The 22701-nt window shown below is 46.3% G+C and carries 21 protein-coding genes; 4 read left to right on the top strand and 17 right to left on the bottom strand.

The window, feature by feature from the left end:
• Positions 1–362: 362 nt before the first annotated feature.
• Positions 363–1298 carry a magnesium/cobalt transporter CorA gene (gene corA, locus MHH89_RS30325; RefSeq protein WP_036684479.1) on the top strand — a complete coding sequence of 312 codons (936 nt, stop codon included), beginning with the start codon at positions 363–365 and terminating at the stop codon, positions 1296–1298.
• A gap of 86 nt (positions 1299–1384) precedes the next feature.
• On the opposite strand, the gene MHH89_RS30320 is transcribed toward corA, so the two are convergent.
• The 11 genes from MHH89_RS30320 to MHH89_RS30270 form a co-directional block, all read right to left on the bottom strand.
• Positions 1385–2401, bottom strand: a complete 1017-nt coding sequence (locus MHH89_RS30320; RefSeq protein WP_340393761.1) for an HRDC domain-containing protein — start codon at positions 2399–2401, stop codon at positions 1385–1387.
• A gap of 210 nt (positions 2402–2611) precedes the next feature.
• Entirely contained in the window at positions 2612–3493 is an 882-nt protein-coding gene (locus MHH89_RS30315; protein ID WP_051491338.1) for an ROK family protein, read from the bottom strand.
• 163 nt (positions 3494–3656) lie between these two features.
• A complete protein-coding gene (locus tag MHH89_RS30310; protein WP_076126491.1) occupies positions 3657–4556 on the bottom strand; it encodes a 5'-3' exonuclease in 900 nt (299 codons plus the stop codon).
• 60 nt (positions 4557–4616) lie between these two features.
• Positions 4617–4982, bottom strand: a complete 366-nt coding sequence (locus MHH89_RS30305; RefSeq protein WP_076126405.1) for an arsenate reductase family protein — start codon at positions 4980–4982, stop codon at positions 4617–4619.
• Between the two features lie 193 nt (positions 4983–5175).
• On the bottom strand, positions 5176–6162 hold the full coding sequence (locus MHH89_RS30300) for an RluA family pseudouridine synthase (RefSeq protein ID WP_340034193.1): 987 nt from the start codon (positions 6160–6162) through the stop codon (positions 5176–5178).
• Position 6163: 1 nt separating this feature from the next.
• A complete protein-coding gene (locus MHH89_RS30295) occupies positions 6164–6730 on the bottom strand; it encodes a cob(I)yrinic acid a,c-diamide adenosyltransferase (RefSeq protein ID WP_076126402.1) in 567 nt (188 codons plus the stop codon).
• Positions 6731–6901: 171 nt separating this feature from the next.
• The gene (locus MHH89_RS30290) at positions 6902–7090 is read right to left on the bottom strand and encodes an aspartyl-phosphate phosphatase Spo0E family protein (RefSeq protein ID WP_232061510.1); all 189 of its coding nucleotides are present in this window, start codon (positions 7088–7090) and stop codon (positions 6902–6904) included.
• Positions 7091–7340: 250 nt separating this feature from the next.
• Positions 7341–8561: an aminotransferase class I/II-fold pyridoxal phosphate-dependent enzyme gene (locus MHH89_RS30285; protein ID WP_036683526.1), complete on the bottom strand. Its 1221-nt coding sequence runs from the start codon at positions 8559–8561 to the stop codon at positions 7341–7343.
• A 13-nt stretch (positions 8562–8574) separates the two neighbouring features.
• Entirely contained in the window at positions 8575–9075 is a 501-nt protein-coding gene (locus MHH89_RS30280; protein WP_036683529.1) for an Lrp/AsnC family transcriptional regulator, read from the bottom strand.
• Positions 9076–9334: 259 nt separating this feature from the next.
• Positions 9335–9718 (bottom strand): spore coat protein, encoded by a 384-nt coding sequence (locus MHH89_RS30275; protein ID WP_076126401.1) that lies wholly within the window; start codon positions 9716–9718, stop codon positions 9335–9337.
• A 30-nt stretch (positions 9719–9748) separates the two neighbouring features.
• A complete protein-coding gene (locus tag MHH89_RS30270; protein ID WP_036683535.1) occupies positions 9749–9982 on the bottom strand; it encodes a spore coat protein in 234 nt (77 codons plus the stop codon).
• Positions 9983–10158: 176 nt separating this feature from the next.
• On the opposite strand from MHH89_RS30270, the gene MHH89_RS30265 reads away from it, so the two are divergent.
• Positions 10159–11409, top strand: coding sequence for an NAD(P)/FAD-dependent oxidoreductase (locus MHH89_RS30265; RefSeq protein WP_341088751.1), 1251 nt, complete (start codon positions 10159–10161; stop codon positions 11407–11409).
• A 443-nt stretch (positions 11410–11852) separates the two neighbouring features.
• On the opposite strand, the gene MHH89_RS30260 is transcribed toward MHH89_RS30265, so the two are convergent.
• The 3 genes from MHH89_RS30260 to MHH89_RS30250 form a co-directional block, all read right to left on the bottom strand.
• A complete protein-coding gene (locus MHH89_RS30260; protein WP_341088750.1) occupies positions 11853–12398 on the bottom strand; it encodes a hypothetical protein in 546 nt (181 codons plus the stop codon).
• Positions 12399–12610: 212 nt separating this feature from the next.
• Positions 12611–13030: a DUF350 domain-containing protein gene (locus tag MHH89_RS30255; RefSeq protein WP_036683543.1), complete on the bottom strand. Its 420-nt coding sequence runs from the start codon at positions 13028–13030 to the stop codon at positions 12611–12613.
• A gap of 31 nt (positions 13031–13061) precedes the next feature.
• The gene (locus MHH89_RS30250) at positions 13062–15428 is read right to left on the bottom strand and encodes an endonuclease MutS2 (RefSeq protein ID WP_076126396.1); all 2367 of its coding nucleotides are present in this window, start codon (positions 15426–15428) and stop codon (positions 13062–13064) included.
• Between the two features lie 152 nt (positions 15429–15580).
• Here MHH89_RS30250 and MHH89_RS30245 point away from each other — a divergent pair, with 152 nt between their 5' ends.
• Positions 15581–15928: a phage holin family protein gene (locus MHH89_RS30245; protein ID WP_036683548.1), complete on the top strand. Its 348-nt coding sequence runs from the start codon at positions 15581–15583 to the stop codon at positions 15926–15928.
• A gap of 70 nt (positions 15929–15998) precedes the next feature.
• On the opposite strand, the gene MHH89_RS30240 is transcribed toward MHH89_RS30245, so the two are convergent.
• Positions 15999–17066 carry a GGDEF domain-containing protein gene (locus tag MHH89_RS30240; RefSeq protein ID WP_076126393.1) on the bottom strand — a complete coding sequence of 356 codons (1068 nt, stop codon included), beginning with the start codon at positions 17064–17066 and terminating at the stop codon, positions 15999–16001.
• Between the two features lie 315 nt (positions 17067–17381).
• On the opposite strand from MHH89_RS30240, the gene MHH89_RS30235 reads away from it, so the two are divergent.
• Complete coding sequence (locus MHH89_RS30235) at positions 17382–17735, top strand: cupredoxin domain-containing protein (protein WP_256715140.1); 354 nt, start codon at positions 17382–17384, stop codon at positions 17733–17735.
• Between the two features lie 138 nt (positions 17736–17873).
• Here MHH89_RS30235 and MHH89_RS30230 read toward each other — a convergent pair whose 3' ends face one another.
• Both MHH89_RS30230 and pheT read right to left on the bottom strand, forming a co-directional pair.
• Complete coding sequence (locus tag MHH89_RS30230; RefSeq protein ID WP_405169585.1) at positions 17874–19991, bottom strand: hypothetical protein; 2118 nt, start codon at positions 19989–19991, stop codon at positions 17874–17876.
• Positions 19992–20196: 205 nt separating this feature from the next.
• Positions 20197–22641, bottom strand: coding sequence for a phenylalanine--tRNA ligase subunit beta (pheT, locus tag MHH89_RS30225; protein ID WP_076126389.1), 2445 nt, complete (start codon positions 22639–22641; stop codon positions 20197–20199).
• Positions 22642–22701: the final 60 nt, after the last annotated feature.

Here is a 22701-nt window from a genome sequence, read left to right as displayed (position 1 = left end):
CTTTAAATCATGAACCTCCTTTTCGTCAAGTCCATACAATGCTGAAGTAGCCTCAAAGTAACAATAAATTTGCTTGAAAGAGGCATACTCCGTTGTTATACTAGACAAGTATTTCATACCTGAACGAAAAGAAGAGGTGAGAAGAAGAATGGAAGGCGACCCGAGCTCGCAATTAAGTGTACAGAATGAGCAACCACACAGGATAATCATCAGCTTGCCGGCGGCGGGAGCAGTTCTTCTTCATGCCCTCGAATCGTCATTCGGCCTCTTGTATTGATTGTAACGCCGGCCAAGCTGATTTTTTCTCTGTGCTTAATTAGCAGTCCCTGGTGAAGACCCGGGGATAGAAGGAGTGGAATCAGATGAAAATCCGGCTGGTGAATGCAGGGGTTTTTACACCTATTGATGAAATTGATGAAACATTGACACCCCCAACAGAAGGGTTCTATTGGATTGATGCAGATGTGGAGGATTTGGAGCTGCTTCAGCCCCTGTTCAACCTGCATGATCTCGCTGTTGAGGATTGCCTTAGTGAAGAGGATCAACGTCCAAAGATCGAAATATACGAAAGTCATTACTTTATTGTTGTAAACAGCATCCGCTTTGATGATGAGGAAATCTTCCTGCGGGCGCTCAATATATTCTTGGGCAGACATTATATTATTACTGTAACGAAACAAAAGATTCACGAGCTACGCGTCCTGAAGCCCATGTTATGGGAACAAGAGGTTAGCGAACCCGACCAATTCCTTTACCTGCTTATCGACCTTGTCGTAGATAATTATTTCTCCGTAGGTGACCGAATTGAAGCCCGGATTGAGAAGCTTGAAGAGGATATCCTAATGCATACCAAGAAATCTCATCTGAGTGAGATTATCGGTCTGCGAAGTGAGATCTTATGGTTAAAGAAGATGCTGGGACCACAGAAAGAGGTTATCAATACCCTGAATAAAAAAGACCTCCGTCTGATTGATGATCAGCTGCAGAAATACTTTAGCGACATTTATGAAAATGCAGTTAAAATATCCGAAACCTTTGAGACGTACCGCGATCTCATGGGCAACTTACGTGAGGCCTACCAATCCAGTATCGCCAACCGCGCCAATGAAATTATGAGAGTATTTACCGCGATTACAACGATATTCATGCCTTTGACCGTAATTACCGGAATCTATGGGATGAACTTTGATCATATGCCGGAATTGCATACGAAATACGGTTATTTTGCCGTTATAGGTCTAATGTTGACGTTAGGCTGTGGGATGCTGTATGTATTCCGCAAGAAAGAATGGCTATGAAAATAAACGGACGAATAGGCAAGACGAAGGCCCTTTAACCCTATGGTGTAAGGAAGCCTTCGTCTTTTTGATATGATAAAAAGCTACTAGAAACTGGTCGCCATGCCCACTTTAGGAGCTTGCTCCCGCCGGAAACGAATGCGGATCAGCCGCAGACGTTCATAATAGCTATCCAGCCCTTCTGCTGCTGAAAAATCCTCCCCATACACCTTATGCAGCACTGGCTTTAGAAAAAGATCTCCTACCTCTGCATAGGCATTCCATATCGCCTCCTGCTCATTCTGCGGCACATTTCTCAGTTCTACCTCGATCAGTTTCTCCACGCAATAACCTTCTCTTTCCAGCTCCTCTATCGCTTCAATCAGTTCGCGACGGTTCACTCCACTGTTCACCTTAAGCTGTTCTAACCCTAACCCATTCTCGATCCCTTGCAGCAGAATTCGCCGTAATCGCAGTCTTTCTAGCTGTTTCTTATATTTGACCTCTTTCTGTTTATAGAGCCAGGATACAAAAGAATCCTCCTCAATTTCTTGGTGTACCCAATTCAAAGGAAAGGAGTGTTCCCTTGCAGCCGTAGAGGTTATAGCCAACCAATCCGTGCCATATTGGGCTACCTTTCCTTCCCCTACACCAGGGATCTGCAGCAGCTCCTCTGGTGTATGTGGCAAGAAAGTGCTTATCAAACGTAACAAACGATTGCTGGCAAGAATGTAAGGGGCTTTCCGTTCACTAGAAGCTCGGCTGCGGCGCCAAGCACATAACTCCTCATATATAGCTTCGTTCCCATTATATTCACTGTAATATTGCAGCCTTAGCTGCTCCTGATTACGCCCGGTAAGGCCGTCTTCTTCATGAAATACGCCATCAATCAACGGCCGATAGCCATCCCCCATCTTCACCGCCAGCTCATGCCTGTAAACACAAAGCATTTCATTCCATGAACCACCCGCGTACCACAAATGCTCCTGTGTTTCCTCACCGCCTGAAAAATCACGCCAGCCCAGACTCCACACTCCTTCTTCCTCTCCAATCCATAGCTGAGCGAACACCTCTTGATCCACCCCGGATATTCTGGATAAGCGATTCATAAATACAATTTGCATATTCATCCCTGCCTTTCTAGTCTTCAGCAAGCACTATACCTACCGGTCTGAGCTACTTATTCGCTGATGTGAATCCCACACTGTCAGACTCGGAAAACGCAAAAAAGCACCACTCTCACGATAAACGTGAAAGAGGTGCTCCCTCATTAAATGCTATACTGTTAGATCCTACAATACCATATATTTCCTAACAGTCAATATCTTTTTATACTAGTTCCTTGCCAAAGCTAAAGTTGCCAGTCCAATCGCACCTGCAAGTCCTGCGTTATCTCCAAGCTGCGGTGGCACAACATAATTATCGATGTCGGTATTTAGCGCTGGATGCTGAACATAACCCTTCAGCAGCTCCTGCAGCTTGGTACGAATTAGCGGGAACAAGTGGCTTTGCTTCATGACACCACCGCCCATTACGATTTTTTCGGGAGACAGAATCAACACGTAATTCATAAGTGCATGTGCAAGATAATGAGCTTCCATATCCCAAGCTGGATGGTCAACAGGCAGCTCGCCTGCTGGTTGTCCCCAGCGTTTGCCAATCCCCGGACCTGCGGCTAACCCTTCAAGGCAATCGCCATGATAAGGGCAGTAGCCCTCAAACGTGTCCTCTGGATGTCTGCGAACTAGAATATGCCCCATCTCAGGATGAGACAATCCATGCACCATCTGACCTCCAACTACTGCTCCCGCTCCAATGCCTGTCCCAACCGTAATATAAAGGCAGCTGTCCAGACCTTTAGCCGCTCCCCATTTACTTTCCGCAAGCGCTGCACCATTCACATCCGTATCAAAACCGATCGGCACGTTAAATTGCTCAGCCATTGTACCTACCAAATTATATTGTCCCCAGTGAGGTTTTGGTGTCGTTGTTATGTAACCATAAGTAGGGCTGTCCAGCACGGGATCAATCGGTCCAAACGATCCAATACCAAAAGCTTCTACATTCTTCCCATTAAAATAGTCAATTACGAGTCCCATCGTTTCTTCCGGTGTTGTTGTCGGAAAGCTAACTCGGTCCAGAATGGTACCGTCCTCATAACCGATTCCGCATACAAACTTCGTTCCGCCTGCTTCAATCGCTCCCAATAACTTCATAGCAACTATCTCCCTTCTCCATTAAGCAATAATCCGCCATCCAGTTTGAAAATAAAAATTAATATAAAATAAAACAATCAACAGCCCTTATTATACGTTGGATGAAGCGCTATCACAATAATAAAACTCCCTTCATGCCTTTTTGCATGAAGGGAGACTCTCCTTAACCCAGATCACCTAACTCAATCTGTACAATTCCCCGTTCGTCCTGCACCTCAGCGATCAAATGCATCAGGCTGCCAAATTCCAGTTCTTGAAATTTACGCGCGGCTGTTTCCCGTTGTAATTGCCATAAAGCTTCCGCCAGCTCACAGACCACAGGCACATCACAACGGATTTCAGCCAGCTCTCTTGATAGATGCAGCATATCAAGGTCGGCTTCAATTTTGGACCGCACACCTTTAGGGAGCAAGTGAAGATTCTCAATTACACCTTCAACTGTACCGTATTCCGTTAACAGCTTCAGCGCGGTTTTCTCACCAATCCCTTTTACACCAGGGTAATTATCACTTGTATCGCCCATAAAGCCCTTCAGGTCAATAACCTGTCTAGGGGTTAGACCTTTATCCTCAAGCAATTCTGCAAGGTCATAAACTTTATAGTTGGAGCGTCCTTTTTTCATAATGACGACCTTAACATTCTCATCAATAAGCTGCAGCATATCATGGTCACCCGTCAGAATGTAAACCTCAGAATTATCGCTGTAACAGGATGCTAGCGTACCAATGCAATCATCTGCTTCATAGCCGGCAAGACCGATGTTTGGCACACCTAGCTCAGCCACTACTTCTTTTACTAGATCAAATTGCGGAATTAATTCCAGGGGAGCTTCGATCCGGTTGGATTTGTATCCATCATATTTCTCGGTACGGAACGTTCCTTTACCCATATCCCAGCAGCATACGACATGAGAAGGCTCAAACGTACTTACTGCATCAAAAAAATACTGCAAAAATCCATATACCGCATTCGTCGGTAAACCTTCTTTTGTCTTGCGAATATATCCTCCATAAGAGGTCGCATAAAAGGCCCGGAACAGCAGAGCCATTCCATCTACAAGCATTACCCGGCCCGTTGTATCTGTTCTCACTTATAAACCTCTCCCTTGATCGTTGTATTGATATTAAACATTAGCCCAAGTATCGGCATATTGGTCTTCTTTGAATCCCACCGTAACTTTAACTCCATCGGTGACAATCGGACGTTTGATCAACATCCCGTGGCTTGAGAGCAGTTCTAACTTCTCCTGTTCCGTAAGCTGGGGCAGCTTGTCCTTCAGACCTAATGATTTATATACTTCACCGCTTGTATTAAAAAACTTCTTCAGCTCAAGGCCGCTGTTCGCGAGCAGCTCACGCAGCTCGTCCACCGTAGGTGGCTGCTCTGCGATGTGCTGAAGCTCCAGCTCATGACCTTGTCCCTGCAACCATTTCACTGCGCTGCGGCAGGTGCTGCATTTGGGATATTGATATACTTTTAATTTGCTCATGCTGTGCTCCTTTAATAATCGGCTAATAATATCGTAACTACGGGGAATGTTTGGATTTCTGGCCGCTGTTGTCTACAGATTTCTTCAATTTCACCGTTAAACGAGGTTGAAATCCGCAGACAAAGGCGGTCGCTATCGCTCCTACAGTTCCAATCCTCCCCTTCGCCACACCATCGCCTGAATCATAATTTTATCACAAATCCACTGTCGGACCTTGCTCCAATATTTTCTCCAAGGCTGCCATGTCAGGTGGCAACGGGGCTTCGAAAATCATTTTTTGCAGAAGCACCGGGTGCTTGAACGTCAGACGGACTGCGTGCAGCGCCTGACGCGGTATGGAAGCATCGAGTGCTGCAACGGTCTCCAATTGCTCGCTTTGAGTTGAAGTCAATTCTGGTAGATTGTACAGCTCATGACGGTACATGCTGTCCCCAATCAGCGGACAGCCGATTGAGGTCATATGGACCCGAATCTGATGCGTACGCCCACTCTCCAGCTTTAGTTCAACTCTAGAGCCAGCTGAATACACCTGCTTAACCTCATATCGGGTTAGGGAAGGATATCCATCCGGTGTCACGATACGCCGATGTGGCTCCTCAGGATCACGATCGATAGGGCCGTCGATATCGCCGGATAACTCCGCAGGAACCCCGTGAACAAATGCAGCGTAACGCTTATCCACAGTACCGGCGATCATCTGCTCGGAAATATGCTGATGGCTGTAAGGATTTTTGGCGATCACTAACACACCGGAGGTCTCCTGATCCAGACGGTGAACAGGCCGGAAACGGAAGCGTTCATTCTTCTGTGCCCAATAATAAACCACACCATTGGCAAGCGTGTCGGTGTAATGTCCATGTGTGGGATGAACTATAATTCCCGCTGCCTTGTTAACCACTAGCAGATGTTCATCTTCAAATAAAATCTCAAATGGAATCGGCTGCGGCAAAATATCATCCGAAGTCTCCGTTTCCATGCGAATCTGCACGGTATCTCCTGCCTTTACATGCACACTAATGTATACACGTTCACCGTTTAATGTAATGCCTTGCTCCGTCTGCTTCAGGCGAGAGAGCAGCTTGCGTGAGACATCCATCCGTTTGTGCAGGATGGTCTTCAGCAGGAAGTCATCTTCTTCAGGCGGTATGATATAAGTAATGGGTGAATAATAGCTTGTCATATTAGTCTCGGAACACCTTTTTACTGCGGATGTATTCTACATCAGTAATCCCTGACCGTGTATTAGCCGTTCTAGCCAAAGCAAAAAAATAATCCGACAATCGATTGAGATAAATCACCGCTTCTGGGTTAATGTCCGCAGTTCGCCCTAAGGTAACCGCCCGGCGTTCTGCACGACGGCAAACCGTGCGGCATACATGTAGAACCGAAGCCAGCTGACTACCTCCTGGCAGGATAAATTTCTCAAGTGGCGGATTCTCCTCTTGTAGAGTATCTATCCAGCCTTCCAGCCGCTGAGCCATCTCACTTGTCACCATATATTGACCACCATCAGCAAGTCTAACAAATGCTAAATCCGTACCGCAATCAAACAGCTCATGCTGTATTTCGAGCAATTGCTCGCGGACATCGTCGAAATTATCACTTTCCATCAGGCTTCGTGCTTGCCCTACAAAACAATTCAGCTCATCGATCGTTCCGTAGGCCTCGACGCGGACATCATCCTTGCCGACCCGGCCGCCAATCACTGAGGTCTGACCTGCATCACCCGTACGTGTATAAATCGCCATGGTTTAAGCCTCCTATCCATTCTTAAAAAACATATACTGATAGTTTAAGCTTTCTGCTATAAGGAAGGCAATAAAGATAGCAAATTAAGAGTATACACAAAAACACCATCATTAGTAAGAGTGCACAACAAAAAGAGGACCCTAGGGTCCTCTCAAGAGCATTCAGCAGCACTATTTTCCAGCTGGACGCCCCTTCATGTACTCATTTATTTTGAGGTCCAATAAACTGCTAATTTCAATCACATTATCCGAAGTGAATGATTTTTCCTGCAGGAAAAGCTGCTCCATCTTGCTGCGGAGTATTCTAATTTCATCTTCCAGAGAGAGTATGCGAGCAGAAGCATCACCCTTGGGGGGTATTTTCCCATTTCCAGAGAAACATTTCCCACCATAGGAAGGTAAGTAATAATCGGCGCTAAGCACAATCATCCCTCCCAAAAGTATTATTGAGCGCGTGCTGCAAAAGAGCATAAAAGTTAAATAAAGCAACTTCAAAGCAACGCTTAGTTCCAGAGTAAATGGATCCTTGTAAGTTCTATTATAGGGGCTAATTACTCTCAAAGTAAAATAATACCATAGGATTGTATGATCGGCTATAGTTCAATTTTCACTAATCCGTTCTCTCACGTGTAAGCTTTGTGACAAAAGCACCAATGCGTTCTACTGCTTCGTTCAGTTGGGATACTGATGTGGCGTAAGAACAGCGTAAGTAACCTTCTCCACCTAATCCAAAGACACTTCCAGGCACAGCTGCAACCTTGTATTCAAGCAAAAGCCGCTGAGCAAATTGATCAGAAGTCAGCCCTGTCTTGCGCACGCTTGGAAAAGCGTAGAAGGCGCCCTGCGGCTCATGGCACTCCAGCCCTGCATCGCGTAGGCCCTTGACGATCAACCTCCGCCGTTGGTTATAGGAATCCACCATCCGGTCCTTCTCTTCCATCCCATTGGTCAGCGCTTCAAGTGCAGCCACCTGTCCCATAGAAGGAGCACACATCACAGTATACTGATGAATCTTAAGCATTGCAGCGATAAGATCCGGGTGACCACAAGCATACCCCATCCGCCATCCGGTCATTGCAAAAGCTTTGGAGAAGCCGCTAACCAGAATCGTACGGTCTATCATGCCTGGTAAAGAGGCAAAGCTGACGTGATTAATGCCATAAGACAATTCTGCATAAATCTCATCTGAAATCACTATAAGATCATGTTTCTCTACTACCTTAGCAATCGGCTCCCAATCTTCTCGGGTCATTACACTTCCCGTAGGGTTACTAGGGTAACACAAAATCAGAACCTTGGAGCGCGGAGTGATTTTGGCTTCCAAGCTTTCCGCAGTAAGTTTAAAGTTATTCTCACCAACCGTTTCAATACCTACAGGTATTCCTCCACCAATCGCGGTGATCGGCGAATAAGAGATATAACAAGGCTCAGGAATCAGAATTTCATCCCCCGGTGAAATCAGCGCACGTAGTGCCAAATCGATGGCCTCGCTTCCGCCAACGGTTGCTATAATTTGATTGGCAGGATCATATTCCACAGCAAAACGGCTGTGCAAGTAATTCGCGATCCCTTCCCGCAGTTCAGGCATCCCTGCATTGGATGTATACCCTGTAAATCCTCTTTCCAGCGAATAGACACAAGCCTCTCTGACATGCCAGGGGGTCTTGAAGTCAGGCTCTCCAACTCCCAAAGAGATGATATCCTTACTGCCTGCAGCCAGATCAAAAAACTTGCGGATACCCGAAGGTTGAATTTGCTGTACCAACGGGGCCAAATAAGAATCCATTGATTTGCTGTCTTCTCCAGTTAGCTGCGATTTATTCGTGATCATATGATTACTTCCTTTATGGAGAGATCATCAGACGGTTGTCTTCCTCATGCTCTTCGAAGATGATCCCGTCCTGTTTGTATTTTTTAAGGGTAAAATTCGTTTTGGTTGAAAGTACTGAATCAATTGGAGACAGCTTCTCAGATACAAAATTGGCCACTTCACGTAAATTCCGGCCTTCCACTTCCACCAGAAGATCATAAGCACCAGACATCAGATAAACTGATTTGACCTGTGGATACAGGTAGATTCGCTCGGCAATCCCTTCAAAACCACGCCCTCGTTCAGGCGTAATCTGCACCTCAATCAGTGCGGTTACCTTCTCATCGTCCACTTTATCCCAGTTTACAACGGCGGCATATTTTACAATGACATGATCTTTCTCCAACTGCTCAATCGCAGTCTTCACATCTTCTTCTTCCGCGCCAAGCAGCGTTGCTAAGAGTGCAGTAGATCTTCTCGCGTCTTCCTTAAGCAGTTCCAGCACTTTCCTCTTAAGCTCGTTCATTTCCTTCATGCCTTCCCTCCGGATAGTTCGCCAATGACGGTACGCTATTAATGCGTCGCCCCGCGAAAAGAGTTTAATACTAATATGACATGAAATGTGCATCTCTGCAAACAAAATAACCCCATAGGAGCTTCCATGAAAGGCAGAGTTTACATAGCACATACATAAAAAAATAGAAAAAACGCCCGTTCTACCGGATTTAACCAGTAAAAACGGGCGTTATCTCCACACTCATGAAGCGATTTGCTTCATTCGCCAACCATCATGGTTACATTAAATGAGAAGGCTGATGTTGTCCGTTAGCCGGGATATGAGCATTCTGAGCGTATGCGCCAAATTGCCCGGTTTTTTGTTGAACAAATTGCCCTGTTTGCTGTTGCATTTGCTGTGCGGTTTGAAGCTGCTTGTCCACATCTTGGCGCAATGCTTTTGCAGGTGCAGGATACATATTCAGTTGAGACATATGCGTGTATAAATCACCTTGGAGTTGCAAAGTGTCCATGGTCATAGTGTTAAAAACCCTACGAACGGCTGGACATGCTGATTCTGTAGCAGCTGTAGCATATTCGCGTACGGTCCGCTTCAAATCACACAAAATGGTGTTTAGTAAATCCTCATCCGGCATAAATGCCCCAGTATTTTGCGCGTTCATTAAATAACCTCCTTAGAATTAATATTGCAATTATTGTGGGCTTGTTGGCGCGTATTGTTGATGTTGTTGGATTAACTGAGTGAGCTCAGTCATGTGTTTGGTGTGATTTTGCATATGCTGCATACAAATTTGGCGAACTTGTTGATTCTGTGTTGTCGCAGCCGTTGCTGCACATTGCTTGAGAAGCAAGTCCTCATTAGAGATGGAGTCAGCGATATATTCCAATTCCTTACCACTTAGCGCTTGCATTTGCGTTGATTGCATTTGTTGTAGTCCCTCCTTGTAGTTGATTCATACAGGCTTTAGTATGCCGCCTATGCCCGCGATTTATTTGCCGAAAGGCACTAGAGAGTTATGACAGAAATAAGAACATACCGCGAATGAGACGATAAAATGCCGCCAATACTAAATCACGGCACGAATGAAGGAGCGAACAATTCATGAATTTAAATAGTGGAAATACACCTTGGTCAAGCACTTTACAGAACCCTCCAACTTACCCCTCTCTAGAAGGTACTATTCATTGTGATTGCCTGGTTGTAGGCGCCGGAATGGGTGGGGCAATGGCCGCCTATCGCTTGTCCTTAAGTGGAGCGGATGCTGTTCTGATCGAAAAAAGACGGGTCGGCAGCGGCAGCTCGCATGCTAACACTGGACTCCTGCAGATTTCCAACGATAAATCGTTAACCTCATGTATGAACACCTTTGGGCAAAAGAACGGTTTGCTCTTTTATCAGTTATGCCAGGCTGGGGTAAGGAACATTCTGGACCTGCCGGACAAGCTCGATATCGATCCGCAGATCATTCCTCGCAGCAGTCTTTTGTATGCCAGCACTCCTGCGGATGTACCTGCATTGCGGGAAGAATATGAGAATCTCGTGGCTAATGGCTTCGATTCTGAATTTTGGGAAGAGGATAAGATTGCAGCTCTGTACTCTTTTTCAAAACCAGCAGGACTTTATTCACGTGGGGATGCCGAAGCGAATCCTTATCGAACGGTGCACAGCCTAATCGCCAAGGCAGCGTCGAATGGCGTCCGCGTCTTTGAACAGAGCGAAGCGAAACATTATGAGTTTACTGAGGATGGCGTGATTTGCCATACAGAAAATGGCCGGATTTTTGCCAAGGATGTTATTTTTGCAATGGGTTATGAAACACAGGAATTCAAAAAAGACCGGGGCGCTGAGCTGATCAACACGTATGCAGTGATGACCAAACCTCTAAAGGATTTTCCAAAGTGGCATGAGCGTAGCCTGCTGTGGGAGACAGCCCGCCCTTATTTATATTTTCGGACAACCCCTGAAGGCAGGATTATTGCGGGAGGTAAGGATGAGCAGTTAACAGACCCCGAACGTCGTGAGGTCCGAGTGATTTCTCAAGGTCAAAAATTGCTCGAAGAGCTTGAAGCCTTATTTCCAGAAATTAAAGGCATTGAGCTGGAGTACTCCTGGGGTGCTGTGTTCGGTTCTACTCGTGATGGGCTTCCATATATCGGCCCACATCCAAAGTTCCCTCACTGTTACTTCATCGAGGGCTACGGAGGCAATGGGACGGTGTACAGTATGATCGCTGCGGAGTTGTTAACGGATACGATTGCCGGCAAACATCGGCCTGAGTTAGATTTATTCTCACTCACCCGGTCAGCCAAACCCTCTCCTTCTAAGAGTTTGGACGTGATGAAACAGAACTGATTTTTGTAGAAAATAAAAACGGGGCTGGCCCTCCCAGCCGCTTCACTGCTTTTGGGACAGCCCTGCTTTTTATTAAATTGCCTGCTACAATCGTAAATCCATCATCCCATGGAGCTTACGGACACAGTTGACGTTATTTACATGTTTTTAACCTTTAAAACAAGGTTTCGGACTCCAGTGATGCTATCCTTGGAAAGAGGCCCATATATAGGCGGTTTTCAGGCCAATAGCTGCACTGGAGTCCGATAGCATTCCAAATATCGGATAATGGTGCGATTAAGGCCGGTTGTGTCCGTTAGCGGGTTACTATGCGCATCCACAGTGATTACATATACGCACGCTTCCGACAACGGTCAACGGTCAAGTAAGGTCCAAAAAAAGAAGGGGCACGCCCCAGCAGCTATTAGCTTATGGGACCGCCCCTTTTTTTTATATACTTATTCTTACGCCTGAGCGTTGCTCAAATTGCGTACGAGCTGAATCCGATCTTCCTGTGCCAGACTGTGCTGAACATGGAAGCAGGAAGGACATACGTAAACATTGAGTGAGAATGGAGCGGTTAATACCGACTTACCTAGTGTAGCTGGAGCAGACGGCTCAAAGCTGCTCACAGGCTGCTTACCCGCAAGGATCGTAAGCTCATGGCATTGAGTACATTCCGGAGCTTCCTCCTGAATGGCCAGAATAGCTGAGACACTCTCTTCGTACTTGTTCAAGTCATAATCATCGCCGAATTGATTAAGCGTATTATAGATTGGAACTACGCTGTCTTTATCAGGCTCTCCCCAAAGATCATCGTCATTAACAACCTCTTGTTTGGGTTCCTCTACGACTTCCTCTACTTCTTCTTCTTCGATGCCGTCAATCCCAACAGTGACCGTACGGTATCCGCTAAGCTGATTGTTACAGTGAGGACAATTCTCCTCAGGTCCAAATTCCTCGTCCCATACAATTTCAGTATGACACCAAGGGCATACAGTTGTTTCCATCTTTATAATCTCCTTCATACTTTCACTTTTAAATTTAATTCATCATTAAATAAATAATACCGGCTGCTATAAAAGCAATCGCTGACAGAAACAGAACTCGGGTGAGAATCTTCATGATTTCCTCCTAAGATACCCCACAAAGAGTGGGACTGCTCAATTCAAAGCTTGTCCAGATCCATAATCCTTTGCAGGGTGTCCTTATAAGGACGGATTTAAAAAATAGCCGCACCTATTACATAAGACAACGATACCGAGATCAGCATGGCAATAAGTCCAACAGCACGGTTATCCGCAGCGATCTCCTCGTCAATAGAGAATACAGGGGTCAGAAATTCAAATAAAAAATAGGCAAGCAGCAGCAGCAAAAAACCGACGACGGACCACTTCATTGTCTCGTAAATTGAAACACCAGCTTCAATACTGAAACGCAGTACGTTGCAAATTCCGAAGATTTTGCCGCCTGTCGCCATTGCCACTGCCAGGTTTCCCTTACGTATTTCTTCCCAGCAATTATATTTCGTTACCATTTCAAAAAAAGACAGAAATACAACCAGCCCAAGAATCGCCACTGCAAAGTAGCCAAGCAAGGCACCTAGCGGATGACCCAGCAAAAGATCAATATCTTCTTGCACGCTTTCCCCTTCTTTCTGCCGGGAAATCCCGCTATTGCAGCTCAGCCACAGTTACGCCCGCGCCGCCTTCGTTATAATTCCCGAGCCGATAACTCTTCACATGCTTGTGCTTACGCAAATATTCCTGAATTCCTGTGCGCAACACACCCGTTCCTTTACCATGAATGATGGCGATCTGGCCCAGATTACCTAAAAAGGCTTCATCGATAAAACGATCTGTCTCCATGATAGCTTCCTCCAGGTTAGTCCCGCGCAAATCCAGTTCACTGCGAATGTTCTCATCACGGGAACGTTTGACGGTTGTCGCATGGCGAAGGGCCGTTGGCGCAGCTGTTGCCTTCGAGGAGAGCAATTCCAAATCATCCAGCCTTACCTTCATCTTCATAATGCCAAACTGCACCAGCGCCTCTTTAGTACCGCTTAGCTCCACCACAAAGCCCTTTTGGTTCAAGCTGTCGACTTTCACTTCATCTCCAGGACCAATTGTACGTGGAGCCTTGGTAGTCTTGCGGGTAACAGCCTTCTTGCGCGGTGATGGCTCAGCTTCATCCAGACGTCGCCGCGCTTCAATCAGCTTATGCTCTTTAACTGAAGCTCCTTCTTCCATAGCCAAGCGGCGCAAATCACTGATAATTTCCTCAGCTTCCTTACGCGCTTTGTCCAGGATCGCGCTGGCGTCCTTCTCAGCCTTCTCGAGGCGTTTCTCACGCTGGCTTTCCAGCTTCTCAAGCTCTTGCTGTTGTCTGCTGCGCAGCTCCTCCACTTCGCGGCGGATGCCCTCTGCACGTTCATGCTCCTGTTCCGCTCCCAGCCGATTCTCTTCGAGAGAAGCAATCATATGCTCCACGCGCAGATCTTCTTCCTTCACTTCGCCGCGGGCATGTTCCAGAATCGCATGAGGCAGGCCTAGACGCTCGGCAATCGCAAAGGCGTTGCTTCGTCCGGGTACGCCGATCAACAAGCGATAGGTTGGGCTAAGGGTCTGGACATCAAATTCCATACTGGCATTGATGACTCCCTTACGCTCATAAGCGTATGCTTTCAGTTCGCTATAATGTGTTGTTGCGACCATACGGCATTCGATCCGGTGAATATGCTCCAGAATGGCAATTGCCAGCGCAGAGCCTTCTGCCGGGTCGGTTCCAGCCCCCACCTCATCAAGCAGAATAAGGCTCTTAGGAGTCATTCTACGCAGAATGGAGATAATATTAGTCATATGACTAGAGAAGGTACTCAGACTTTGTTCAATGCTCTGTTCATCGCCAATATCAGCATAAATGGCATCAAACACACACATCTGGCTGCCTTCCTCTGCTGGAATAAACAAGCCGGACATCGACATTAAGCTCAACAAGCCGATGGTTTTGAGGGTAACGGTCTTACCACCGGTATTCGGTCCGGTTACGATAATTGAGCTGTATTGATTGCCCAGCTCCACGTCCAAAGGAACCACATGCTCCGCTGGAATAAGCGGATGCCGCCCTTTGCGCAGCTTAAGATAACCGCGGTCATTCATACGCGGCTGAGTAGCCTTCATATCACGAGCAAGACGCGCCTTGGAGAAGATGAAGTCCAGTTCTCCCAGAATATCAATATCGTAGGTCATTTCTTCCGCAATGTCGGCTACAAGTGCCGTCAGCCTGTGTAAAATGATCTCGATTTCCCGTTCCTCACGCAGCCGTGTTTCACGGAGTTTATTATTCATCGCCACAATAGACTCTGGCTCGATAAATAAAGTCGCTCCTGATCCAGACTGATCATGTACGATACCACCGAAATGGGCACGGTACTCCGCTTTTACAGGAATAACAAACCGATCACCACGAATGGTCACCAGCTGATCCTGCAGCATTTTCGCTACAGAAGACGAACGAATCATCGAATCCAGCTTCTCACGAATTCTGGTCTCTCCTCCGCGCAATTCACGGCGAATGTTAGCCAGCTCAGAACTAGCTGTATCAAGTACATCAGCATTCTCGTCTATACATAAACGGATGGCATCTTCCACATGTTTTTGCTCCGATAAAACGTCGCTCAGTGAGAACAGGAGCTCAATCTTTTCTTCCTCATGCATAGCTGCCAGGAAACGTTTGACTCTGCGTGCGCCGCCAATGGTATTTCCAACGGCCAGCAGCTCAGTTGTTCCCAGCATTCCGCCGATAGAAGCACGTTTTAGTGCAGCTCGAATATCGCTTACCCCGCCGAACGAAGGAATGCCCTTCAGGCGATCCACATTAGCCGCTTCATCCGTGGCTTGAAGCAGCTTCTTCACACCTTCGAAATCGCCGGAGGGCCTTAGCTGCTCCGCAGCCAATCTTCCCATGGGGGTTTGCGTATATTGCATTAATTTATTTAAAATCTTGCGATATTCAAGCGTATGCAAAATTTTGTCGTCCAATTACAGTCACAGCTCCCTTCATAGATGTTTCCATTATACAGAATTCAGGTCAATTTCGCTATTTGGGTCTTATTTTTAAGCATAGAATCACGTAATAAGGTCACAATAAGAACTGCACATATCCTTAGCATGGGCCAAAGGAGGTTAGTACAGTGAATTTCTTAAGTCATGTTGGTCGTTTTGTGGTCGCAGCGCTTGTTCTGATGGTTGTTGGCTGGATTGTTCCACAGTTCACGGTTGGTGGGTTCTGGAGCGCTTTAATCCTTGCACTGGTGATTGCGCTACTCGGCTGGGTAGTCGAAGGAATCTTCGGCAAAAAAGCAACGCCTTTCGGTCGTGGTATCGTCGGCTTTATTGTCAGCGCGGTAGTAATCTGGGTCGCTCAATTCGTAGTCAGCGGAGTCAGCGTATCCATTCTGGGTGCCATCTTAGCAGCTCTTGTCATTGGGATTATCGACCTGTTTCTGCCGGTATCCACTCCATTTGAGGCCGCTAAGTAACAAAAGCTCTTCACAACACAGAACCCCCTATTCCGGTTCTTCTCCGGCAATAAGGGGTTCTGTGTTGTTTTTATGCAAAAGACACAATCTCCTCTTTATGACTCTCCGCACAGTTGACCACTCTGTTCTTGCCTTGCTTTTTAGCGGTATAGAGCGCTTTGTCTGTTTTACGAAAGAGAAGCTCTTTTCCATCCCCAAGCTGATAATCACAAATTCCAATGCTCACGGTGATCGGCTTGTTACCAGCCTGCAAATGTTCAATTTGAGCAATATTTTTCCGTAATTTCTCTACTGCTTCATAGGACTCCGAGAAACTTTTATCTGTAAAAATCACAGCGAACTCTTCCCCGCCATATCTAGCCGCAAAATCATTTAACTCAATCATGCCGCCTACCTTGTCCGCTATCACCTTAAGTACAAGGTCTCCAACCCTGTGTCCGTAGGTATCATTCACTTGCTTGAAGTTATCAATATCGAAAAGAGCCAGCTGTAGCTGAAGGTTGTTGCTTTCACATTGCTCCAATAATGAATCCAAATATTCATGAAAGGTTTTATGATTATAGAGTCCAGTGAGTGCGTCTATCTTCAGCAGCTTATCCGAAATAGCCCTCTCCACCATTAGATCTTGGCCCGCCTTGGTTAATCTTTCTAAATTAATACGCGCTTCACGAGCACGAATAATTACTGCAATAGCCATCAGCACAAATACCAAAAATACACACTCTACCATCAAGAATTCAAGCAGCGGTTTATGTAGGAATGGCCGTTCCAACCCAAAATATACCCCGGCATAAAACACAATACTAAATAACCCCATTATGTACAGGAGCTTACGATCAAAATAAATAAGAGCAACCATAATCGGCATCATAAGTGTCATCTGAGCACCGTCAACAAAAGGCTCTAATACAAAATACATAAGATAGGACACTAAAAACCCGCAGCTAACCACCCCATATTTAGGGGACTGTTTACTATAACGCAGCCACAGCTCCGCAGTAATCATAAGGAACACAATTAGTAAATTACAGGCTATAAATAAATGCCATAGATTCGTATCCATGGTTGTTTTTATTTGGAGTCGGTCAATATTCGACAAAAACAGCAACTGTGAGATTAATAAAAGAATGACTACCATCCAATAGCCTTGTAAGATTCTACGGTGCCAAACCTCCGTACTTAGCGCATCATTAATACTTGTAATATGTATCCCCTACTTTTATACGTTAATGTAATAGCTTTCATTATAATAAATTTTAGTTATATTTTCATCATTTTTTTGCAATTTACGACAAAGTTTGAACAGTCTGCCTGTTCACATATTTTTCACATTTAATCAAAGCGCTTACTTAAATTTTAAGTTATGATGTCTACATAATTGTCACATTTTCACTATGCTTGGACTTCTTGGGAGGGGATTTAGATTATTAAAAAATTTGCAATTCTACTTTCAATGGTGTTCGTTATAGCACTTACAGCCTGTGGGAACAACAATGATAGTGCTGCTGGCAATGCTAACACATCGGAGCCGGAAATCGAGGCAGAAACAGAACTCATAATCACAGCTACAAATTACAGCTTTGATCAGGAAGAATATCATCTAAAAAAGGGTGTTCCCGTCAAAATCATTTTTAAAAATGATGACGGTAATCACGGTATCCTTATTCCAGAGTTCGAGCTGCAGCTTAATGAAAAAAAATCCTCAAAGGTGATCGTACCCGAGGAAGCTGGAACTTTCGAAATGACCTGCTCCATTATGTGTGGCTCCGGACATAGCGGAATGAGAGCTACAATCATCGTGGAATAGATTACACATAAACAGCCGATTATTAGGGATTCCCCCTGAGATCGGCTGTTTTTTTAATTTGAGCTCATTAATAAAGAGAGCTGACCCGAAATAGATCTCTCTACTCATCAGGTCAGCTCTCTTACTTGCATCCGGCACTCAACTGTCTTGCTCGATCAGTTGAATCCATTCATTATATTCATTTTGTAGCTTGGCATATTCCTCTTTAAGGTTACGATGCTCATCTGTCAGCTTGTCAAGCTCTTCCTGACGCATTTCAAACTGGAGCTGCAACAAACGAAGCTGTCCTTGAACCATTTCATAGCTTTCACCAACTTCACCTAGCTGCTGAAGCACTTCGCTACGTTCACGATCAATAGCTTCCTGCTTCATTTCAGCCTCACCGGCTTCCTGCTGCCAAATGTCGATCTCCTCACGCAGCTTCGCTTCGAGATCCGTCCACTGCAGCTGCTGATCGGATAGTTCCTCGTACTTATGCTTCCAGGAAGCTCCGTACGCCTCTGCTTCCTTCAGCACTTCCTGTTGCTCAGCAACAGTAGCAGCAGCTTCACGACTAGCTTCAGATAACTCTTCTAAGCGTCGTGTTGCCTCTTCGCCTTCTTCCTGCAACAGTTGATATCTTTCCTGCAGGCGTTCTCCTTCTTGCAGTACATCGTCGTATTGAGCAATCAATTCCTCATAACGAACACGAAGCGCAGACAATTCCTTCTGAGCCTGCACACCTTGCTCCCGAAGTACCGCTGTTTCGCGTTCTGCATCTGTACGAAGCTGAACCTCCTGATCCAGCTGCTGTACTAATCCATCGGCTTGCCCACGTAGCGTGTCGATCTCTTTCTGGAGCAACACGGATTTCTCCTCAGACTCCAGCAGATTCATTTCCAGTTCACCAATATCTTCCATGCGTTTATCCGAAAGCTCCTGCCAGTTAGCCGCCTCTGCTGCTGATCCCGCAAGCTCTTCCTGAACACGGTGCAGATTTTCACTCGTCTCCTGTAGTGACGCTCTTAGCTCTGTAGCTTCATTCTGTGACTGTTGATAACGCTGGCGTAACTCTTCCAGCTCCTCATTCAACAGTGTGCCCAGCTCAGTAGCCGTGCGCAGCTCTTCACTGAGCTGTTCTTCACGTTTAACAATCGCTTCATATTGTCCAAGAAGCGTCTGTCTTGCATCTCGTTCACTCTTAAGACTGGCTTCAGCCGCACGTAATCTGGACTGAAGTTGCCCTGTCCCACCACGAAGCTCAGCCAGCTGTTTTTCCAGCTCTTGAATATTTTGCTTATGTCTATGCTCTTGAGTGCCTTGTGACTGCCGCAGTTCCTTATTCTTGGTTTGTTCCCGCTGCAGTGCTTCACGTTCTTCCGCCAGCTCTTTGCCTAACTTCGCTTTGGTACTCTCAAGCTCTTTACCTAAGGTCAACTTGGTATCTTCAAGCTCCTTACCTAACGTCAACTTGGTATCCTCAAGCTCCTTACCCAGCGTCAATCTGGTATCTTCGAGTTCTTTACCTAATGTAGACTTGGTAACCTCAAGCTCTTCCTCCAGTGTTGACTTGGTCACGGTCAGCTCAAGCTGCAGAGCAGACAGCGTGTCTGTCTTCTCCTTGGTCAGCGTCTCCCGGATGTTCTCCAGCTCTTGCAGATGAGCAGCCTTCTGCTCCTCCAGCTGCTGCAAACGGATGGCTTCCGCCTTCGCCAGTTCCTGCCGCTGGTGTTCACGACTAGCTGCCTGCTCTTCTTCGTAGCTTGTCCGCAGTGCTTGCAGCTCTATCTCACGCTCAAGCAATTCTTCTTCCAGCTTCTTGCGTGCAGCTTCCACAGCTTGCACTGCCTCCTGAAGCTGTTCCGCATGTACCTTGCGTTCATTCTCCTGAATCTCCAAATGCCGCTTACGTTCTTCCTCCGCAGCAGCAATCAGTCGCCCAGCCTCTTCTTTGGCCGCAGCTTCAAGTCGCTCGAATTCTTCTTGCCGCTCCCGCTGTACCTCCAGCAGGCGAGATACTTCCAATCGCAGTTCACTGCGTTCACCTGTCATCATGTTTAGTTCATTTTTGAAGTCCTGAACCTGAATAGCCTGCTCCGCCATATGTACAGCTGCAAGCACCGCTATACGCGGTGTGTCCAGTCTGGTGTGAGATTTAGAAATCGTGCGCATATGTTCATCAACATAACGGGCCACTTGTTTCATATATTCAGTACTGCTTCCGACGAGTTTATAGGAAGTTCCGTATATCTCCACGGCGACACGTGTCCGGTCCATAGCCACAGTTGTGCCCTCCTTTGTATGTGTGCGGATTCTAAGCTAGTTTCACTTCTTCTATTGTAGCTTTTTTGGTAAGCATTTGGCAAAATCCCTAATATTCAATAGATTATGGCTGATATTCTCCGCTTTGCACTCTACCTAGAAAAAGCCGCAGCGAATCTCAGTTTCTAAATGGATTCGCTGCGGCTTTACACAATTCCTGCTACTTTCTTAATTCTGCACCAAAAGTTTGTTGAAGAGATGCTAATACCTTCTCATGCACCTCTCCTACTTCCTCATCAGTCAGTGTATGTTCACTATGACGATACAGCAGTGAGATCGCGATGCTCTTCTTTCCATTCTCCAGCTTACCACCAGTATAAACGTCAAATACCTGTACGGACTGGAGCAAAGAACCTCCGTTATCGCGGATGGAAGCTAGCAGATCGCCCGCTGGTACAGCGGAATCCACGACCACAGCAATATCCCGCTCCATTCCTGGGAAACGCGGAAGCTCATTATATTGCAAACGGCTTTGCGCACTTTCATATAACGGCTGCAATAAAATTTCTGCCGCATAAGTATCCACCAGATCCAGCTGTCTTTGCAGATCCGGATGAATCTGTCCCATCGTTCCGATCTTCACACGACCCTCGTTTCCGAGTAAATATACCGACGCGGAACGCCCAGGATGATATCCTTCTGGACTATCTCCTACATAGACGATTTTATCGGTCAGCCCTAAATGAGCAAATACAGTTTCCAGCGCACCCTTCAAATCAAAGAAGTCCACAGGCTGTGCCGAAACATTCCATTGCTTCACTGTTAAGCTTCCGCTAAGCAGCAGCCCCAGCACCGGCAGTTCGCGTGGCTGACGAGTCAACTGTTCTTCATCCGTGAAGAAGACGTTGCCGATTTCAAACAATGCCAAGTCGCTTTGACGACGATTGGTATTGTAGCTGGCAATATCCAAGAGTTGTGGTAGAAGGCTGGTACGCAGTACGCTGCGTTCTTCACTCATCGGCATAGCCAGCTTCACCGCTACTGCTCCTTCTGATAACTCAGGGAACATTGTGCTTTGTTGCGGCTGGATGAAGGAGTAACCCATCACCTCTTGGTAACCGCCATGTGACAATAGGCGACGCAGTTCACGACGGAGCGCTTGCTTGTGAGTTAGTGCTCCTGGCGTTGTAATTCCTTCAATTAGAGTCGTTGGAATATTGTCATACCCGTACAGGCGGGCAATTTCTTCAATAAGATCAACATCATAGCTGATATCGCCACGTCTGGTTGGGACTTGAACTTCAATCAGCCCTTGTGCGGTATCTCCACATTTGAAATGTAGACGGCCAAACAATGTCTTCACTTCCAACAAGGACAAATCCGTTCCCAGATAACGATTCAGTTTCTCTAAGGACAAGGTGAGAACCTTCTCTTGAACAGCGTCAGTTCCTGCTTGCACGATGCCTTCATGGACCGATCCGCCAGCATAACGTGCAATCAGTACGGCTGCACGGTTCAATGCAGGAATAACTGCACTTGGATCCACTTCCTTCTCGAAACGAAGGGAGGCTTCCGAGCGAAGTCCCAATTGACGCGAGGTTTTACGAATCGTTCCTCCATCAAACTTAGCAGATTCCAAAACAAGGTTTACCGTCTCAGCAGTAACCTCTGTATCCCGTCCACCCATTACTCCGGCCAGACCTACAGCTTTTACTCCATCAGCGATAACGAGCATTTGCGGCTCTAGCTTACGCTCTTGACCGTCAAGTGTAACCAAAACTTCACCTTCATGGGCAAGACGAACGCCGAGTTCTCCACCTTGTACTTTATCTGCATCAAAAGCATGCAGCGGCTGTCCATATTCCAGCATCACATAATTGGTAATGTCCACAATATTATTAATTGGACGAACCCCAGCAGCCATCAGACGATTCTGAATCCACAGCGGTGATGGTGCAGGTTTAACACCTGCAATATAACGAACTGCATAATGGCTGCAGTATTCTTCATCTTCAATCTTGACGGAAATGGAATCCGCAGCAGGACCACTGATCTCAATCATTTCGCTTTTTGGATCAGGTAATTTAACTTCACGCCCAAGAATTGCACTTACTTCATAAGCAGCACCAATCATGCTGAGGCAATCTGAACGGTTCGGAGTCAGATCGAATTCCAGAATCTCGTCATCTAAGCCGAGGACCTTGGAAATATCCTGACCAATCTCTGTCCCTTCAGGCAGCACAAGAATACCTTCTTGTTGCTCTTTTGGAAGCAATTTATCATTCAGTCCCAATTCTTTGGCCGAACAGATCATTCCTTGCGACAGGACACCGCGCAGCTTGGCTTTTTTGATATCCAGTCCTGGCAGCTTTGCGCCAACCATTGCTACAGGTACAGTTTGACCTGCAGCTACATTTTTTGCGCCGCAAACGATTTGTAGCTCCTCATCTTGGCCCACATCCACGATACATACGTTCAGCTTGTCTGCATCAGGATGTTTTTCCTTTGATTTCACATAGCCGGTTACGATGCCGGAAATGCCTTTATTGCGGCGCTCTACGCCGTCAATCTCAATGCCGGCAGCGGTAATCTTCTCCGCTAGCTGTTCGGCGGTTACTCCTTCAATCGATGTATAATCAGCCAACCATCCGGTTGATACTTTCATATCCGCTCACTTCCTTTATGTTTCAGATGTATTTATTTCACTGTTGTTCGCGCTGCTTCC

The organism is Paenibacillus sp. FSL H7-0323 (assembly GCF_038002725.1).
GTDB lineage: Bacteria > Bacillota > Bacilli > Paenibacillales > Paenibacillaceae > Paenibacillus_AQ > Paenibacillus_AQ odorifer.
Note: the sequence above shows the minus strand (reverse complement) of the source record. Positions and strands in the feature narration are given on the sequence as shown.

Coding starts and splice junctions, on each gene's coding strand:
- MHH89_RS30235 (WP_256715140.1), top strand. CDS start 17,382: ATGGTGTTCGTTATAGCACTTACAGCCTGTGGGAACAACAATGATAGT.
- MHH89_RS30260 (WP_341088750.1), bottom strand. CDS start 12,398: ATGGAAACAACTGTATGCCCTTGGTGTCATACTGAAATTGTATGGGAC.
- MHH89_RS30315 (WP_051491338.1), bottom strand. CDS start 3,493: ATGAAGTTATTGGGAGCGATTGAAGCAGGCGGAACGAAGTTTGTATGC.
- MHH89_RS30265 (WP_341088751.1), top strand. CDS start 10,159: ATGAATTTAAATAGTGGAAATACACCTTGGTCAAGCACTTTACAGAAC.
- MHH89_RS30275 (WP_076126401.1), bottom strand. CDS start 9,718: ATGAACGCGCAAAATACTGGGGCATTTATGCCGGATGAGGATTTACTA.
- MHH89_RS30240 (WP_076126393.1), bottom strand. CDS start 17,066: ATGGTAGTCATTCTTTTATTAATCTCACAGTTGCTGTTTTTGTCGAAT.
- MHH89_RS30230 (WP_405169585.1), bottom strand. CDS start 19,991: ATGGACCGGACACGTGTCGCCGTGGAGATATACGGAACTTCCTATAAA.
- MHH89_RS30300 (WP_340034193.1), bottom strand. CDS start 6,162: ATGACAAGCTATTATTCACCCATTACTTATATCATACCGCCTGAAGAA.
- MHH89_RS30305 (WP_076126405.1), bottom strand. CDS start 4,982: ATGAGCAAATTAAAAGTATATCAATATCCCAAATGCAGCACCTGCCGC.
- MHH89_RS30285 (WP_036683526.1), bottom strand. CDS start 8,561: ATGATCACGAATAAATCGCAGCTAACTGGAGAAGACAGCAAATCAATG.
- corA (WP_036684479.1), top strand. CDS start 363: ATGAAAATCCGGCTGGTGAATGCAGGGGTTTTTACACCTATTGATGAA.
- MHH89_RS30280 (WP_036683529.1), bottom strand. CDS start 9,075: ATGAAGGAAATGAACGAGCTTAAGAGGAAAGTGCTGGAACTGCTTAAG.
- MHH89_RS30270 (WP_036683535.1), bottom strand. CDS start 9,982: ATGCAATCAACGCAAATGCAAGCGCTAAGTGGTAAGGAATTGGAATAT.
- MHH89_RS30295 (WP_076126402.1), bottom strand. CDS start 6,730: ATGGCGATTTATACACGTACGGGTGATGCAGGTCAGACCTCAGTGATT.
- MHH89_RS30310 (WP_076126491.1), bottom strand. CDS start 4,556: ATGCTTGTAGATGGAATGGCTCTGCTGTTCCGGGCCTTTTATGCGACC.
- pheT (WP_076126389.1), bottom strand. CDS start 22,641: ATGAAAGTATCAACCGGATGGTTGGCTGATTATACATCGATTGAAGGA.
- MHH89_RS30320 (WP_340393761.1), bottom strand. CDS start 2,401: ATGCAAATTGTATTTATGAATCGCTTATCCAGAATATCCGGGGTGGAT.